General features: G+C 47.8%; 11 protein-coding genes. 8 read left to right on the top strand and 3 right to left on the bottom strand.

What is annotated here, in order from left to right; all coding sequences use genetic code 11:
- Positions 1–98: 98 nt before the first annotated feature.
- On the bottom strand, positions 99–1,385 hold the full coding sequence (locus tag GON05_RS17640) for a galactokinase (RefSeq protein WP_157320416.1): 1,287 nt from the start codon (positions 1,383–1,385) through the stop codon (positions 99–101).
- A gap of 218 nt (positions 1,386–1,603) precedes the next feature.
- On the opposite strand from GON05_RS17640, the gene GON05_RS17635 reads away from it, so the two are divergent.
- The 8 genes from GON05_RS17635 to GON05_RS17600 all read left to right on the top strand — a co-directional run bounded on the left by GON05_RS17635 (position 1,604) and on the right by GON05_RS17600 (position 14,090).
- A complete protein-coding gene (locus GON05_RS17635) occupies positions 1,604–3,364 on the top strand; it encodes a sensor histidine kinase (protein WP_157320414.1) in 1,761 nt (586 codons plus the stop codon).
- Entirely contained in the window at positions 3,364–4,779 is a 1,416-nt protein-coding gene (locus GON05_RS17630; protein WP_157320412.1) for a response regulator transcription factor, read from the top strand. Before GON05_RS17635 ends, GON05_RS17630 begins: the two co-directional genes overlap by 1 nt.
- A 188-nt stretch (positions 4,780–4,967) precedes the next feature.
- Positions 4,968–5,942 carry an ABC transporter permease gene (locus tag GON05_RS17625; RefSeq protein ID WP_246239233.1) on the top strand — a complete coding sequence of 325 codons (975 nt, stop codon included), beginning with the start codon at positions 4,968–4,970 and terminating at the stop codon, positions 5,940–5,942.
- Positions 5,939–6,811 (top strand): carbohydrate ABC transporter permease, encoded by an 873-nt coding sequence (locus GON05_RS17620; protein ID WP_157320410.1) that lies wholly within the window; start codon positions 5,939–5,941, stop codon positions 6,809–6,811. The genes GON05_RS17625 and GON05_RS17620 overlap by 4 nt, the downstream gene beginning before the upstream one ends.
- Positions 6,812–6,875: 64 nt before the next feature.
- Positions 6,876–8,483, top strand: coding sequence for an extracellular solute-binding protein (locus GON05_RS17615; RefSeq protein ID WP_246239304.1), 1,608 nt, complete (start codon positions 6,876–6,878; stop codon positions 8,481–8,483).
- 79 nt (positions 8,484–8,562) lie between these two features.
- Positions 8,563–10,974: an RICIN domain-containing protein gene (locus GON05_RS17610; RefSeq protein ID WP_181646125.1), complete on the top strand. Its 2,412-nt coding sequence runs from the start codon at positions 8,563–8,565 to the stop codon at positions 10,972–10,974.
- A gap of 49 nt (positions 10,975–11,023) precedes the next feature.
- The gene (locus GON05_RS17605) at positions 11,024–13,003 is read left to right on the top strand and encodes an RICIN domain-containing protein (RefSeq protein WP_157320404.1); all 1,980 of its coding nucleotides are present in this window, start codon (positions 11,024–11,026) and stop codon (positions 13,001–13,003) included.
- 79 nt (positions 13,004–13,082) lie between these two features.
- Entirely contained in the window at positions 13,083–14,090 is a 1,008-nt protein-coding gene (locus GON05_RS17600) for a peptidylprolyl isomerase (RefSeq protein ID WP_157320402.1), read from the top strand.
- An 11-nt stretch (positions 14,091–14,101) separates the two neighbouring features.
- Here GON05_RS17600 and GON05_RS17595 read toward each other — a convergent pair whose 3' ends face one another.
- Together GON05_RS17595 and GON05_RS17590 are read right to left on the bottom strand one after the other, a co-directional pair.
- Positions 14,102–14,575, bottom strand: a complete 474-nt coding sequence (locus GON05_RS17595; RefSeq protein ID WP_185157222.1) for a flagellar hook assembly protein FlgD — start codon at positions 14,573–14,575, stop codon at positions 14,102–14,104.
- A gap of 21 nt (positions 14,576–14,596) precedes the next feature.
- Positions 14,597–15,559: a hypothetical protein gene (locus GON05_RS17590; protein WP_157320398.1), complete on the bottom strand. Its 963-nt coding sequence runs from the start codon at positions 15,557–15,559 to the stop codon at positions 14,597–14,599.
- Positions 15,560–15,719 lie beyond the last annotated feature (160 nt).

Here is a 15,719-nt window from a genome sequence, read left to right as displayed (position 1 = left end):
GCTAAGGTTTAGTTCATAAAAGTAACGGAGAACGATAGTCATTGCATGCTCCCCTTACTTATAAGGGAAACATGCAATTGACGATTTTGCCATCAAACCTACAAAAGTGAATTCAAGCAGACCGCTCCGATTTCACGTACCCCGATTTTGAACAGTTCCGTCCCAGTCGTACGCCCGATTAGCTCCCTATATTCCGCTACAGCTGCATGTGGCAGAACGGCGAGAATGACTCCCGCGAAACCACCTCCGTGTACTCGGCAGGCACCGTCGCCCAATCGGTCGATGAAACGCTCAGTAATAGCGAGTGTAAGCGCAATCCCCTGTTCATGTGATACTGATTCTTGGTAGATGTTCTGCAGCCATTTCCACGAGGAGTTACCTGAGGCAGTAATATACTTCAGCACGTTCTGCCATTCGCCCGCCTTAATTGCCTCTACCTGCTGCCCGACACGATCATTTTCATCCAGATAATGGAGGACGCGCAGCACTGCTCGATCTCCGGCAGTTTCGCGGAGTTCCGCGAGCCGGCCATAGATCATCTCCGCCGTCAAATCGCGGCATACCTCTACACCAAAGGCATGTGCCACTGCCCGCATCTCGTTCGGAATTGAAGCATAATCCTTCGTAAGATCAGCATGGTTACCACCGGTACTGACGATGACAAGGCTGTAACCTGCTGCTTCGAAGGTACCTGGAACACGCTCGATCTGAGGTTCTGCCGGATTTTTAAAGTCGATTGTGATCATGCCGCCGTGCGAACAGGCCATCTGATCTAACATGCCAGAGGGCTTGTTCCAATAAAGATTTTCAGCATACTTGCCAATGCGCGACATCATGACCGCATCCAGATCTCCGTTATTATAAAAAGTACTTAAAATTTGGCAGATCAGAATTTCGAAAGACGCAGAGGAGCTGAGTCCTGACGCTGGAAGCACGTTGCTGCTGATGCTAGCATGAAATCCGCCAATTCGATACCCGTGCTGCTGGAAACCGTGTGCAATACCGCGGATCAAAGCAGCCGTCCCACCCTCGCCTGATTTAGGTTCTAGATCATCCAGATGGATGACGGACATGCCTGGATACCCTTCGGAAATGACCGAAATAATACCAGTGTCTACGGCTGATGCAGCCGCTATCGTATCCAACTGGATACTAGCCGCCAGCACCTTTCCATTGTTATGATCTGTATGATTACCGCCTATCTCTGTACGACCCGGAGCACTGAAGTATTTCAACGACTCCGTATCCCCATATTGCGCATGGTATCCTTCCATGCACTTCCGGTACCTGTCAATTTGTCCCTCTCGTTCTTCGTTTCCATACATTTGGTCCAAGAGCTGTTGTGTCTGAAGAGAATTAAAAAACTGCTCGAATGGATTGTTCATCTTGAATTTTCCTCCTGGTTCTAACTGTTTAAGTAATAATTATCATACCCATTGTACCGAAAGACAGCGCTCTCAGATAGATATTTATGAAAGAAATCGGTCTTAATAAAATTCTTAGCTTCATATCTAATCGGAATCCATGGACAGGTCTGAAATTTTTCGATAAAATTCTCTGAAAGGTTTTTGCTCTTACCACCTAGTAGAAAGGGAAGTGCTGGATGAAAGGCAGTTTGAAGAAGCTTCCCATTGCTTGGCAATTGACTTTGCTGACTTCACTCATTGTCATCCCTATGCTTCTAATTATGGTCACGAATTATTTCCGCTCTGTCGAGGTCGTCAAGCGTGATAACAGCAATTATGTGCAGGGGGGCATCTCCCAGTTGAAGCAGACTATTGCGGCCAATAGTGAACACATTATTCGTATTTTGGATACGGTTGCTTACAATGGACCGACGGTTCAGAACTATTTTTACGTGTCAGATCCGGTTGAGAAGTTTGAAGCGTATACGCAATTGAGGAATTACTTGTCGGATATGATGGGCATGAAGGATGGTTTGCTCGATATCATGCTGGTGGGGAGAAATAACACGAAAGTCAACATTCAAGGTAATCTGAATGACCTGATGCCAATTGTTGATGAAATCCCGGACCAAACATTATTTTATTATGTGGGCTACAATGAGATTAATTTGGTGGCAAAAACAATGCCAGTTCTTGTTGTCGGAGCACCCGTGTATTCAACAACTGAATTTAGTGAAGGCAACAACCGTCTAGGTACGGTGCTAATGACAATTTCGATTAAGTCGTTGTTTGATGTGAATTTCCCAGACAAACTATTCACCGGAGCGAAGGTGTATATGTCGGATCGTGAGGGGCATGTTTTTTTTACCAATGATGCATCGACGCGGCTTGGCAGTCCTATTCCCGAACAGGTATTGGCGGGTTCGAACCGGAAATATCTCGTTCAGAAAGATAGCATTCCGGATCTGGGAGGGGAAATTGTCGTCGAAATACCCAACGAAATTTTGCTCAGGGGCATCAATGATATTCGCAAGCAGCAGTTGATTCTGGTCGCTGTAGCCCTGCTTTTGTTAATCGTGCCGCTTCTTTTTGTCATTAATAACATTCTGCAGCCGCTGAAAAAAATGATGCGCTTGATAAACGAGATGCGAATGGGGCAGAAAAGTCATTTAAGCAAGCGCATTCAAGTGGACGGCTACGCGGAAATGACGGTGATGACGACGCGTTTTAATGAAATGATGGCCGAGATTGAGGAGTTAACCGAACATTTGGTGGAGGGCAAACGCTTGCTGTATGAGTCTGAACTGGTGAAACGCAGAGCGGAGCTGTCGTACCTGCAAAGCCAAATCAATCCACATTTCCTCTATAATACGTTGGAATCCATCAAAGGAACGGCTGTCGATGAAGGGGCAACTCGTGTGTTCGAGCTCACGAAAGCGCTTGCGCTATTTTTGCGATTCAGCATTAAAGGGCCCGAGATGGTTACGCTCGACAGAGAACTTACTATTATTAGAAACTACATCTATATCCATCAAATTCGATTCGGTGATCGCTTACAGGTCGAATATGATGTTGCGGAGAACTGTCTTCCATGCTACATTCCCAAAATGATTCTCCAACCCATCGTGGAAAATGCAATCTATCATGGGCTGGAACCGCTTCAGCGCAGTGGGCGTCTGGTGATTACAGCAAGCATGGACGGGAGGGACTTGTCCCTTTCTGTCCAAGACAATGGAGCAGGGATCGGTGTTGACCGACTGGCTCAGATACGAGCCTCCATTGCAAATCATTCCGATCAGCTTGCGCCTGACTCAGCTTCGGAACCTAGCATTGGTCTGCTCAATGTCCACGACCGTATTCGCCTCATGTTCGGCGAGGCGTATGGACTTCAGATAACAAGCCGTCCCATGGAAGGAACGCGGATTGTGTTGAACATGCCGCTTAGGAGGGAAAGCTAATGTACAAGGTGTTCATTGTTGACGACGAGGAGCTCGTTGTGAAAAGCTTGAAAGCCAGCGTAAACTGGGCCGCTTGCGGCTTTGAAGTAGCCGGTTATGCGCTTAGCGGGGAAGAAGCTTTGGCGGTCATTCCGCAAGTTCGCCCCCATGTGGTTTTCTCCGATATTCGTATGCCCGGCATGAGCGGTCTCGAATTAATAAAGCATCTTGGAGATGCCGGCATCTCAGCGAAATTTATGATTGTCAGCGGCCTTGCAGAATTCGCTCTGGCACAGAAAGCCATGAAGCAAGGCGTATTCGGATATTGCTTGAAGCCATTTGATGAAGAGGAAATTAGTGCCTATTTGAATAAAATCAAACAAGAGTTAAGTCGCCACGAGCAGTTGAGTGAAGGCGATATATTGGATCTGATCGAAAGCGGAACGGCGGAGGCGCACCACAGCTTGAAGGAGGAACTATTGAAAGCGGGCATTCCGCATGGGTTGACACTGAAGCTTATGCTGACAGTCCGCAAAGAGAGAATGCAGCTGAAAGCACCATGCTTGCCGCTAAAGATCGGGTATCGTAAATTCATCTATGTCCTGCCGGAGTCGGAAGCGAACGCTTTAGCGTCGACGATGGAGCTGCAGTTGTCAAGAGGAATTGGCTTCAGCTCCCCGTTTACTGACGTTTCCGCGTTATCTCAGACCATTCAACAGGCCGAAGTGCATGCCTATCACTATTTCACGCTTTACAGCCGTCTAATGGGGAAGGGGGACACCAAAACTTCAGCCTCTCTGGAGGGAAACGCCAAAGTAATCCCTGCAGAGGAAGGGAATGTCGCTCTTGCACGATTGGATGCGATGCTGCCGCTATTTCTAAGCGGGCAGCGAGATATTCGCCATGCGTTGCTCCTTTTTAACGACAGCGTATCGCAGTTCAGCCGCCCGGGAAAGGAAGCGTCGGATTTATTTTTATACTCCTACGAGCAATTGGTTGAACGGTTTGACGATGTGCATGCAATGATCGTTGATCTCAAACGTTTATACAAAGAAGAGAAATGCGATCAAGCCTATTCGATTCACGCGGGACGTAATCCCACATTCAAAGCGCTTCTGAATCATATGAACGAGCACTACTGCCAAAATATTTCTATTCAAAGCATGAGCACGATGTTTAATGTCAACGCCAACTATATTTCGCAGATGTTTAGAAAAGAATTGGACAAAACGTTCACCGAATATTTGACCGGTCTTAGAATCGAACGAGCCGCAGCTTTGCTAAGAGCGACGGTGGTTCCGATTAACGAAGTTGCCGATCAAGTCGGGTATCCGGATTATTTTTACTTTAGCAAGCTATTCAAAAAAACGACAGGCGTATCTCCTACAAGCTACCGCAGTGCACATACGCAGTCCCCACACCTCTCTGGCCTCTGAACCTCAGGGGTCTTTTTTACGCCCCACTTGTACTGGAGTTCAATAGATTCAACAGAAAGACACAAGTTTGGTTTTCCCCTTGGACGATTATTCGTTAAAAGGCTAACGGATGTCTATGTCTACTAGTAAGCGCTTACTTTATGATTAAGCCATAGATAGAGACATGAACCAAACGGGAGGCGAGAGGATTGCAGCAACATAACATGGTCAATCAGGTTAGCGGAAAAAGCCGCGTCGTTCAGCAAGCAGGATACCGCAAGGTCAAGATGCGAGAAATCATTAGACACAAATATTTTTACTTGATGGTGCTTCCGCTAATCCTCTTTTACATTATTTTTGCCTACATTCCAATGTACGGTGTCACCCTGGCGTTCAAGGATTTCAATTACTCGCTTGGCATTATGGGGAGTCCCTGGAACAATTTTCAAAATTTCAAGGATGTGTTCCATAACCCGGATTTTGTGAAATCATTTAGAAACACCTTGTTCATCAACCTGGGACGATTGATCATTGAATTCCCAATTCCAATTGTACTGGCTATTATGCTGAACGAAATCAGAAACGGCAGGCTGAAGAGAGTGTATCAAACGGTCTTTACGTTTCCGCATTTCATAAGCTGGGTTGTGTTAAGCGGCATTATCACGAGTCTGCTCAGCGATCAGGGCGTGGTGAATCAACTTCTTCAATTGCTGGGGATGGAAAAAAACAACATACTTACATCAAATGGATCGTTTCTGGGTCTGGTGTTTGCCTCAAACGTTTGGAAGGAAGCCGGTTGGTCTTCCATTATTTATCTCGCAGCGATCTCGGGTATTAATCCGGAGCTTTATGAAGCCTCAGCCATCGATGGCGCCAACCGATTTCAACAGTTAAAGGCGATTACTTGGCCTGTACTTCGCTCTACGGCAGCAATTCTGCTGATTCTTGCCGTCGGCGGCATAATGAATGGCGGATTCGATCAAATCTTTAACATGTATAATCCCGCCGTATATGAACGTTCTGATATTCTCGATACCTTTGTGTATCGAAGCGCTTTTACGGATGCAACAGGCTTCGGGTTTTCAACGACGGTAGGACTCTTGAAGTCTGTCATCAACTTTGTGTTATTATTCGGGGCGAATTTCATTGTCAAGCATGTCCTGAAAGAGGAGGGGTTATATTGAATCGGGCGAAGGCTTCACATATTCTCATCACGTTGTTATTAGGCTTGGGCGCAATCGTGACCTTGTTTCCCTTTTATCAGACACTTGTGCTTTCCTTTTCAACCATTCTGGATGCCAAAAGCGGCAGCGTGCTCTTGTTTCCCAAGACGCTGGACTTCTCAGCCTATCGGTTTATTTTCATGCAGGGGAAAATCACTCATGCCTTGATGATCTCAATTGTGGTTACCGTGCTTGGTACGTGCGTAAGCATGATCGTTACGGCAGCCGGCGCCTACGCGCTTTCCAAATCGTCGATGCCGGGGCGCAATTTCATTTTTACGGGAGTTATTTTGACCATGTTTTTCTCAGGAGGCCTTATTCCTTATTACTTAACGATTCAAGGTCTTCATTTGCAAAATAATTTGCTGGTTATGATTTTGCCTGCCGCCGTCAATTCATTCAATTTAATTCTGATGAAAAATTTCTTCGGTACGATCAGTCCAGCGCTTGAAGAGTCAGCCAAAATCGATGGCGCGAACGACCTGCGCATCCTGGTTCAAATCGTCGTTCCCGTTTCCTTGCCAATCATAGCGACAATTACTTTATTCTATGCGGTTGACCGCTGGAATGAATGGTGGCTGCCGATGTTATTTATCAGTGATACAGGCTTACAGCCGTTGCAGCTTGTTCTGCGGGATGCGATTACGAATTTGAGTCAAGTGATTTCCAATACGACAGGAGCACAGCTCGCAGCAGGTGTTCAGAACGTGTATATGGAATCGGCGAAAGCGGCGATGATCATTATTTCTGCCGTACCGATCTTTATGATCTATCCTTTTATCCAGAAGTACTTCAATGCCGGCATTATGATTGGTTCTGTAAAAGGTTAATAGAGGATTTTCCTTTATTATAGATGTATTAGTTAATGAGGTGGAGGAGGCTTACAACGTGAAAATGAGAAAGGAACTAATTATGGGGGCGACCGTTCTAACGGTTGTGGCGGCATTGTCGGGTTGCAGCAAAGGCGGAGAAAACAAAATCGAGACAAAACCCTCGCCTGCCATAGCAGCAAATTTGGATGCAGGAGGGGACAAACAGCTGGATTTAAGCGTCGCCATCTGGGATATTCAAACCGGCTTCGACGATGCGAATGCCAAAAACGATACGGTGTATACCGATTTGGCCAAGCAATTCAACATGACTGTCAAACCGGTGCAAATCACTTGGAACGACTGGCAGGATAAAATGAAAGTATGGGCGGCATCGAATCAGCTTCCGGATATTTTTGTGAATGCACTTGCCACCGACAACCCAGGCCTGTATGAGACATGGGCTAAGCAAGGCGTCATTAAGCCAATCCCTGACGATTTGAGCGCCTATCCGAATCTGAAAAAAATCTTATCGCATCCTTCGGTCCAGCCGCTCAAAATCAATGGGAAATTTTATATGATCCCACGCATGACATATGCGGATTCCGGGGACTGGATCTTGGATCGCCCGATCCGTTATAGGAAGGACTGGGCTGCAGAAGCCGGTTATACGAAAGATCCGGCCAGTTTCGATGAATTCATGACGATGACGAAGGCCGTGATGGCCAAGCACCCTGGTGTTACAGGTATCACCATTCAGAATAAGGCGTATTTGCTGACACAGTTTCTTGGCAGCTTCCCGGAAATGACGAATGTGAAATCGTGGGTGAAGGAAGAAGGGAAATGGATTCCTTCATTCGCTTCCGAGAAAGCTTACACAGGCATTCAGCAGCTTCGCACGCTCTACACAGACGGCTTGCTTGACAAGGATTTTGCGATTCAAAAGGATGCGGATGGCGTCTCCAAGTTTTTAGCCGGGCAAAGCTTTGCTCTATACGGAATGCAGGATTTCTCCAGCGATAAAGTGGAGCAGTTTAAAAAGGCCAACCCAGGCGTCAGTCCATCGAAATCCGTAGGCTTTATGAATATCTGGAAATCCCCGGACGGTAAACGCTATTCCTTCGTTGAGACGCCTTATTGGTCGGAAGCCTACTTCCCCAACTCGCTGAGCGACGAGAAATTTGCCCGCGCGCTGAAACTGTTGGATTATATGGTATCTGACGCGTATTTGTTCAAAGCGACCAATGGGGTAGAGAATGTCGATTATAAAACAGAGAACGGAAAGTCCGTCTCCTTGTTGAAAGAGAACGAAAAGATAGCGGATAAATACCCGATTACGAAAAATATGGCCTTCCTTGGCGCGTGGAACAATGGCTTGCGTCTGACGGGGAAAGTCGTCGTGAGCTCCGACAGTGAAATGAATACGATTCAAGACGATCTAGTTACGTCCTTCAATAAATTCAAGAGCGAGGATTCCCCTGCGCCGATTAATTTCGATGTGATGCTGCTGTCTACACCGGCAAAAAACAAACTTGGCTCGCTAAACGTGCCAGATGATATTGTGAAGGTGATCCTGGGCAAAGATGATCCGGTCACCCAATGGAAGGAAATGGTCAAAGGCTACAATGCCAAAGGCGTCCAAACCGCGATTCAAGAAGTAAATGATGAAGTAACGAAGAGAGGGATCAAGTAGGTAGTTCAGAGCGCGTTCCGAATGTGTCGGAATGCGCTCTATACTCATAATTCATTTCCGGAAAGGGGAGACAATGAAAATGAAAGCGCTTAAATGTATGTTGGCTTGCGGGTTATTGCTGTCTTCGATCTGTTTCAGCACAGGGGCGAACGCAGCAGGCAGCACAACCGTCACGATTAATGGAGCCGGGGCGGGGAGTATTTTTGAAGGTGAAGGTGTGCTTAGCGGTGGTGGAGGCAACACCAAGCTGCTCATTGATTACCCGGAGCCTTATCGCAGTGAAATTTTGGATTACCTCTTTAAGCCTAACTTCGGAGCCTCTTATCAGGAGCTGAAGGTTGAAATCGGCGGGGATATCAATTCCACAAGTGGAACAGAGCCCAGTCATGCAAGGACCAGAGCAGAGAACGCAAATCCGAATATGACACGGGGGTATGAAACTTGGTTGATTAACGAAGCCAAAAAGAGGAATCCGAACATCAAGCTGTACGGCCTGGAGTGGGGAGCGCCCGGGTGGGTAGGCAGCTTATGGTCACAAGACAATGCCGACTATTTAGTCAGTTATTTGAAAGGGCTGAAGAGCGTCTGGGGCTATGATATGGATTACATCGGCGGGAGCCAGAACGAGAGCTTTAACGGTACTTCTCAGCAGGCAAGGGACTATATCGTGAATATTTTACGGCCGACACTTAATGCGAACGGGTTGTCCAATGTTAAAATCATTGCTCCGGATATCCTGAGTACGGATTGGGCGTTTGCGAACCAACTTGGAAGCGATACATCACTCAAAAACGCCGTCGCCGCCATCGGCTATCACTATGTGAACAGTTCGTCCACAAGCACAGCGCAGAACAGCGGGCTGCCGATCTGGGAGAGCGAAGGCTGGACAGGAATCGGGGATTGGAGTGGTGCTTATGCGCTAGCTAAGGAAATGAACCTCAATTACATCAGTGCCAAAATCACAAAAACAGACGTATGGCATGCCATTGCTTCACAATACGACAACACGAATTGGGCGCACTCCGGCATCATGGAGGCGAATACGCCATGGTCGGGCTACTATATGGTGAAGCCAGCGATCTGGGCGGCCGCACATACGACGCAGTTTGCGCAGCCCGGCTGGCAGTATTTGGACAGTGGCACCGGAATTACGCAAGGTGGAAGCTCGTATGTCACGCTCAAAAAGCCGAACAGCAATGATTACAGCATTGTGATCGTGACGGGTGGTACGTCGGAAACGATGACCGTCAACCTGACGGGCGGGCTTTCTACGGGAACTGTTCATGTCTGGAAATCCAATAGTACAGATCAATTTGTGCAGCAGACTGATATTCAGACGAGTGGCGGCTCGTTCACGATCCCTCTGGAAGCAAATGCGATCTATTCCTTGACGACCACAACAGGTCAGCAGAAAGGCGCTGCGCAGCATGCCATTCCTGCCAATCAGCCTTTTGGCAGCAGCTACACGGAGAACTTCGACAGCTACTCGGCGGGACAGACGCCTAAATATTTGTATGATATTGAAGGTGCTTTCGAGGTCAGCGGCAAATATGGCGGAGGTACAGGCAAAGCGCTGCGTCAAGTGATTCTCAAGCCGCAGCTGCCTTGGAACAGTTGGGGAGACTTTGCCAACCCAAGTACATTCACGGAATTCGGAGATTTGAATTGGCAGAATTATGACTATAGTGCAGACGTTTTGATTGAGAATGCTGGATCTGTCAATATTTATGGTCGAGTCGGCCGGCCTTTGGCAGGTGGAAACATCAATGATTACAAAGGTTATCGGTTAAGCGTCTATGATAACGGCAGTTGGTATCTCTGCTACGGGGATCCGTACAGCTATGAATCAGGCGCAGATAGTGTGCTTGCTTCGGGAACGGTTTCCGGCTTCTCGGCCAATACTTGGCATAATCTCAAGTTGTCTTTTGTCGGGACTTCGATCACGGCCTATGTCGACAATGTGCAAATTGCCTCAGTCACGGACAGTCATTCCAGAAGCGGTATGGCGGGGCTCGGCAGCGGATGGAACCCTGCGCAATTCGATAATCTGTCGGTTGCGATTACATCTTCCCATTATAAAATAGTGAATCGCAACAGCGGCAAGGCCTTGGATATTCCGAGTCACTCCACTGTTGACGGAACGCAGCTTGATCAATGGACGTATGCGGGAGCGACTAATCAACTGTGGAAAATTCTAAATGCCGGTGACGGTTACTTCCAGATCGTGAGCGATGAAAATGGCAAAACGGTTGACGTTGCCGGAAGCTCGACGGCGAACGGAGCATCCATAATCCAATGGCCATACAATGGCGGTAATAATCAGCAGTGGAGCATTCAGGATGTTGGCGGCGGTTATTTTAAAATTGTCAATCGCAACAGCGGAGAAGCGCTTGATGTATCAGGCAGTTCCACAGCAAATGGTGCGCCTGTTCTGCAATGGCCTTATTCCGGCAGCAGCAATCAACAGTGGCAAATTATACCCGTTCCTTGAACAGACGGCATTCTTTTTTTGAAAAAAACTTATTTAGGGGGAATTATCCATGATGGCTGGCATTCGGTTTAGGTTTATCCCCATTGTTTACTTTGTTATTCTCTTTGCTGTGCTTCTTGGTATAAGCGTAGCGAGCGCGGGGCGTGCACACGCGGCTAATACGACGTACTATGTCGATCCGGCGGGGAACGACGCCAATAACGGAACGTCGGCGAGTACGCCTTGGAAAACATTGACGAAGGTCAATGCGACAACATTCGGAGCGGGGGATCAGATCCTGTTCAAGGCCGGTGGGAGCTGGAGCGGGCAACTGCACCCGCTTGGATCAGGAACAAGCGGAGCGCCTATTGTAATTGACAAATATGGCAGCGCTTCCAATCCATTGATTGACGGCAATGGTGGCGATTCCACGGTTTACCTCTACAACCAGAGCTACTGGGAGATTACCAATTTGGAAGTGAAAAATTACAACGGAGTCAACTCGAAACGCAGAGGCATCTTCGTTGTTAACGATGGTGCAGGAACGCTTAATCATATCTACATCAAGAACAATAACGTGCATGATGTTTGGGGAGACAACACCAAAGATGCCGATGGAAGTGCGGGAATCATGGTTGTATCTAAGGGTACGACGCCTTCCAAATTCAATGATGTGCTTATAGATGGAAATACGGTAGGACCGGATGTCGATCGCACCGGCATCGTCATCGTGTCAACGTTCTGGTGCCGTTCAGACGTCAACTGCACGGCTACCCCAAATTGGTATCCAAGTACGAATGTCGTTATTTCCAACAATTATGTGCAAGGAATCGGCGGCGATGGTATTGTTCCCCAGCAGACGGATGGAGCGATTGTCCAATATAACACGGTAAATGGGTTTAACTTGCGATCGAACAGCTATAATGCAGGAATCTGGCCATGGGATGCCGACAATACCGTGATTCAATATAACGAGTCTTACAATGGGCATTCCGAGCTGGATGGAACGGGTTTCGACGCCGATTACGGCTGCACAAACACGATCATTCAATACAACTACAGCCATGATAACGATGGCGGATTCCTGCTTATTATGGGGACGGGAACGGGCAAGAACGATCAGACGACAGCTCGTTATAATATTTCCCAAAATGACAAGCGGGGACTACTAGTATTCAGCCAAGGCAATCCGACCAATTTCCAGGCATATAACAATGATTTCTATATTGGCAGCGGCATGTGGACGGACGTTGTGACGGCCGATTGGGGAACTAACCCCTGGTGGATGTATAACAATATTATCTATAATCTGGGTTCAGGAGGCTACAATTTGAGAGGCATTAACTCGGATTATAATCTTTATTATGGCAATCATCCTTCTTCCGAACCCAATGAGTCACACAAACTTACCTCCGACCCTGCATTTGTAAATGTGGGATCAGGGAACCTCGGGCGGGCTTCATTAAACGGGTATAAACTGTTGCAGGACTCTCCGGCGATCGGCTCCGGTGTGTTCGTCAACAATAACGGTGGCAAAGATTTCTGGGGCAACAACGTGGCGTCCAGCGGTTCGACGAATCGAGGTGCCTACAATGGCGCAGGCATTGCCAGTGGATTCACGTCTTCTTATTACAAAATCATCAGCAGAAACAGCGGCAAAGCCTTAAGCATTCCGGGAAGTTCCAATACCGATGGCGTTCAATTACAGCAGCTGGCTTATACCGGAGGGGACAATCAGCAGTGGCAAATTGTGTATGTGGGTGGCGGTAATTATAAAATCGTCAGTAAGTTAAACAGTAAAGCGATCGATCTATCAGGGTATTCCACCACTGACGGTGCTTCTATAATTCAGTGGCCGTTTAGTGGCGGAGACAATCAGCTGTGGAAACTTTCCGCCGCTTCCCCTGAGGGCTATTACAAACTCATTAGTAAGCTAAGCGGTAAAGCCGTCGATATTTCGGGAGGCTCGACAGCCGACGGTACGCCGATCATTCAGTGGCCGTTTAGCGGCAGCTACAATCAGCAATGGGAGCTTGTGCCTGTGCCATAACGCAAGCCAGCACATAAGGACCCTCCGTTCAGTATGGCGGGGGGTCCTGTTTCTCTAAGGGAAGGGAAGTGGTTCAGACATGAAGGCTAGAAAGCGAAACGTATCGGTGCAAATCAGTCGGATTATTCTCGGTTTGCTTGTTCTCACGTTTTGCAGTACCAGTGTACCTGCCGAGCATATTGTAACGCCGCCGCAGGCAGGCCTAGAGCAATCGGAAGCCAGAATTGTAGCAACCGTCAACGGCGAGCCCATGACCTTGGAAGAGTATCGCCTTGCGGGACAGTTATCCGTTTCTCAATCCGGAGCTCAGATTGGACGGAAAACCAATGAACTCGAGACGGCGATTCAAGTCAAGGTCTTGCAGTTGGAAGGGGTGAAGCAGGGGCTGCTCGCCTCCGCTTCGTTTGCAGATTTTCACGCCCATCTTGATAAGGAAAACAAGCGGAGAGCGCAAGCTGTAGAAGAGAATGCGGTCATCTATGGTCCCAAACGATACTCTGACCAAACGTTCTACGCCGATGAGTTCGCCCAATTGGAAAATGGGTTGAAAAAAATGGCAGCACAAACGTTGGATTCGTCGGATGATGCTCTACAACAAGCCTATGAGCTGGACTTGGCTGCATATACGATCCAGCCAACCATCCGTTTGAAAGTGTGGAAACTGCCGATAAGCGTAGAGGCAGGAAGCGACTTGAAACGCATGCAGGCGCTATACAAGGAAGCAGTCTCCGGCGCCAAACTTGAGGCAATTGCCAATCAAACGGAAACTGCTCCGATACAAGTTATTGACGAGATGATAAATGAGGAGAATAAGCGCAGTTTTTTGAAATATCGGGAGGCCGTAATCGAGCAGGCGAACCTATTGCAGCCTGGCGAGTACAGCCCAATTTTTATGGATCAGGGCAGCTATGTCATGATTTATTGCGACAGTCGGGTTGAGGAAGGAGTCAAAGCTTTCGCGAAGGTGCGGGATGAGGTATACCGCAAGCTCGTTGAGCAAAAATTTCAAGAACGCTGGGATCAGCTTCGAGCATCGGCAACGGTTCAGGTGAACGCGGCTGAGCTTGGCACCCAGGCATCTTATTAAAATTTACTTCCTCACTGAGCGCTGATTCTCAGCGGGAAGCTTGTGAGCATCGCACTCTCGGCGTCTTCGCGCTGAAGCGTGCCCTTTTCGCCATCCTTTGTATAGCTGATACTCATTGGCAGTTTGATTTCAACGGAATATTCGCCAAAAGGAACTTGCTTCCCGGCGGAATCTTTCTGGTCCCAGAGAAAGTCTAGCGAATGTACTTCGCCGCTTGCGAATTTCGCTTCCAGAGAATCGATTTGACCGGACCAAACTAGCGTCAATGATCCATCTATCGTGTTCCGGCGGGAGATATCGATTGTGAACGAAGTCGTGGGCTGCAACGTGAGGGCTTCCTCACTGACATTTCGAATTGTGAATTGAATGCCGACATTTTTTCCATAAGGTTGAAAAGCTTCGCTAGAGGTATTGCTGGCGTCGTTCTTAACAAAAACCGTCAAATCAAACGGATAATTTCGCACCCCGGACCCGAGTTCGGTCATCATTTTAGAGGAATTGATTACTTAAATCGGTTTTACCTCTACTTTCGTCGGGGGAACGTAAGCATCGGGATCCTGCTCCTGCTTCACAGCGTATACCCACGAATCGCCTAGCCAAGAGCTGTGAATATGATGCCAGCCGCCACCATGCTCGAAAGTGTTAATGGTCTGAGGAGCAAGAGAGCCAAGTACGCGGGCCGCTTTATTCGGATGTTCGTAAACAAGCGCCGTTTCGTCTAATTTAAGTGTCGTTTCTTCGCTGTGCAAATCCGCAGGATACCCGACCTTTGGGTTTACCCAGTGAGGGCCATCCCAAGTATCCACATAGAACCAGTCGTTCCATACGATTTTCGATGTGAACCACTGAGGGGCAAGCCAGCCTGCTACATGACTGCCGGCGTCCGGCGAATCGAACATTGGTGAAGTCGTCGTTAATTCAAACGACATGCCTGAGCTGTTCGCACCATATGTCTGCACATCTTCAATGATGGGGTGCTGCGGACGCATCCATCGATAACCGAGCCAGGTTTGGATCAAATAATTGCCATCAACACGATATAGGACGCGCAGCAGTTGAGGAGAAACGGAACCCGCGCTCCGAAAGCCAGGAGTTTGGTCGTTATAGAAGCTCTCCTTTTCGGTCAGCAGGATATGTTGATAGAAGTCTTCCCGAAACTCGGGGTTTTGCAAGTGGACCCAGCGATCGCCGTCAGTAGTCTGAATTTCGAACCAGACAGCCTCATGATTTTGAATCAGTTTACGATCCCAGCCCGGTTCCGCTCCATCGACCTTCACAATTTGAGGTGAGGCGGAATATAGCTGCTGACCTTCGATTGAATCATACACAGGCGTAAGTTGTTCGTTCAAAACGAGTTCGATAGGTAAGGGAAGCAGTGCGGGGTTCGAATCAGCGGCATGCACGCCTTTGTTGAAGATCATTCCGCTAAGCAGGATTGCGGATAGCAAGGTAAGCGTTTGTTTTCGCATACAAGGTTTCCTCCAATGCTCTTCAGAGTCGAATAACATGATATATACATTAACGCATGAGGGGATCAAATGTTTCGGCAATGTATTGCCATTGGTTGTATTTAGTTATTACTCTTATTTGGTATACTGTGAATGTAAATATCGAGTGCGTAGCTATTGA

This window comes from Paenibacillus anseongensis, assembly GCF_009757995.1.
Lineage (GTDB): Bacteria > Bacillota > Bacilli > Paenibacillales > NBRC-103111 > Paenibacillus_E > Paenibacillus_E chondroitinus.
The sequence above is the reverse complement of the archived record's forward strand: the minus strand, read 5'-3'. Positions and strand labels throughout refer to the sequence as shown.

What these genes read in the sequence shown, in the direction of transcription:
- GON05_RS17590 (WP_157320398.1), bottom strand. Translation starts at nt 15,559, where the DNA reads ATGCGAAAACAAACGCTTACCTTGCTATCCGCAATCCTGCTTAGCGGA.
- GON05_RS17630 (WP_157320412.1), top strand. Translation starts at nt 3,364, where the DNA reads ATGTACAAGGTGTTCATTGTTGACGACGAGGAGCTCGTTGTGAAAAGC.
- GON05_RS17615 (WP_246239304.1), top strand. Translation starts at nt 6,876, where the DNA reads ATGAGAAAGGAACTAATTATGGGGGCGACCGTTCTAACGGTTGTGGCG.
- GON05_RS17595 (WP_185157222.1), bottom strand. Translation starts at nt 14,575, where the DNA reads ATGACCGAACTCGGGTCCGGGGTGCGAAATTATCCGTTTGATTTGACG.
- GON05_RS17640 (WP_157320416.1), bottom strand. Translation starts at nt 1,385, where the DNA reads ATGAACAATCCATTCGAGCAGTTTTTTAATTCTCTTCAGACACAACAG.
- GON05_RS17600 (WP_157320402.1), top strand. Translation starts at nt 13,083, where the DNA reads ATGAAGGCTAGAAAGCGAAACGTATCGGTGCAAATCAGTCGGATTATT.
- GON05_RS17635 (WP_157320414.1), top strand. Translation starts at nt 1,604, where the DNA reads ATGAAAGGCAGTTTGAAGAAGCTTCCCATTGCTTGGCAATTGACTTTG.
- GON05_RS17610 (WP_181646125.1), top strand. Translation starts at nt 8,563, where the DNA reads ATGAAAGCGCTTAAATGTATGTTGGCTTGCGGGTTATTGCTGTCTTCG.
- GON05_RS17605 (WP_157320404.1), top strand. Translation starts at nt 11,024, where the DNA reads ATGATGGCTGGCATTCGGTTTAGGTTTATCCCCATTGTTTACTTTGTT.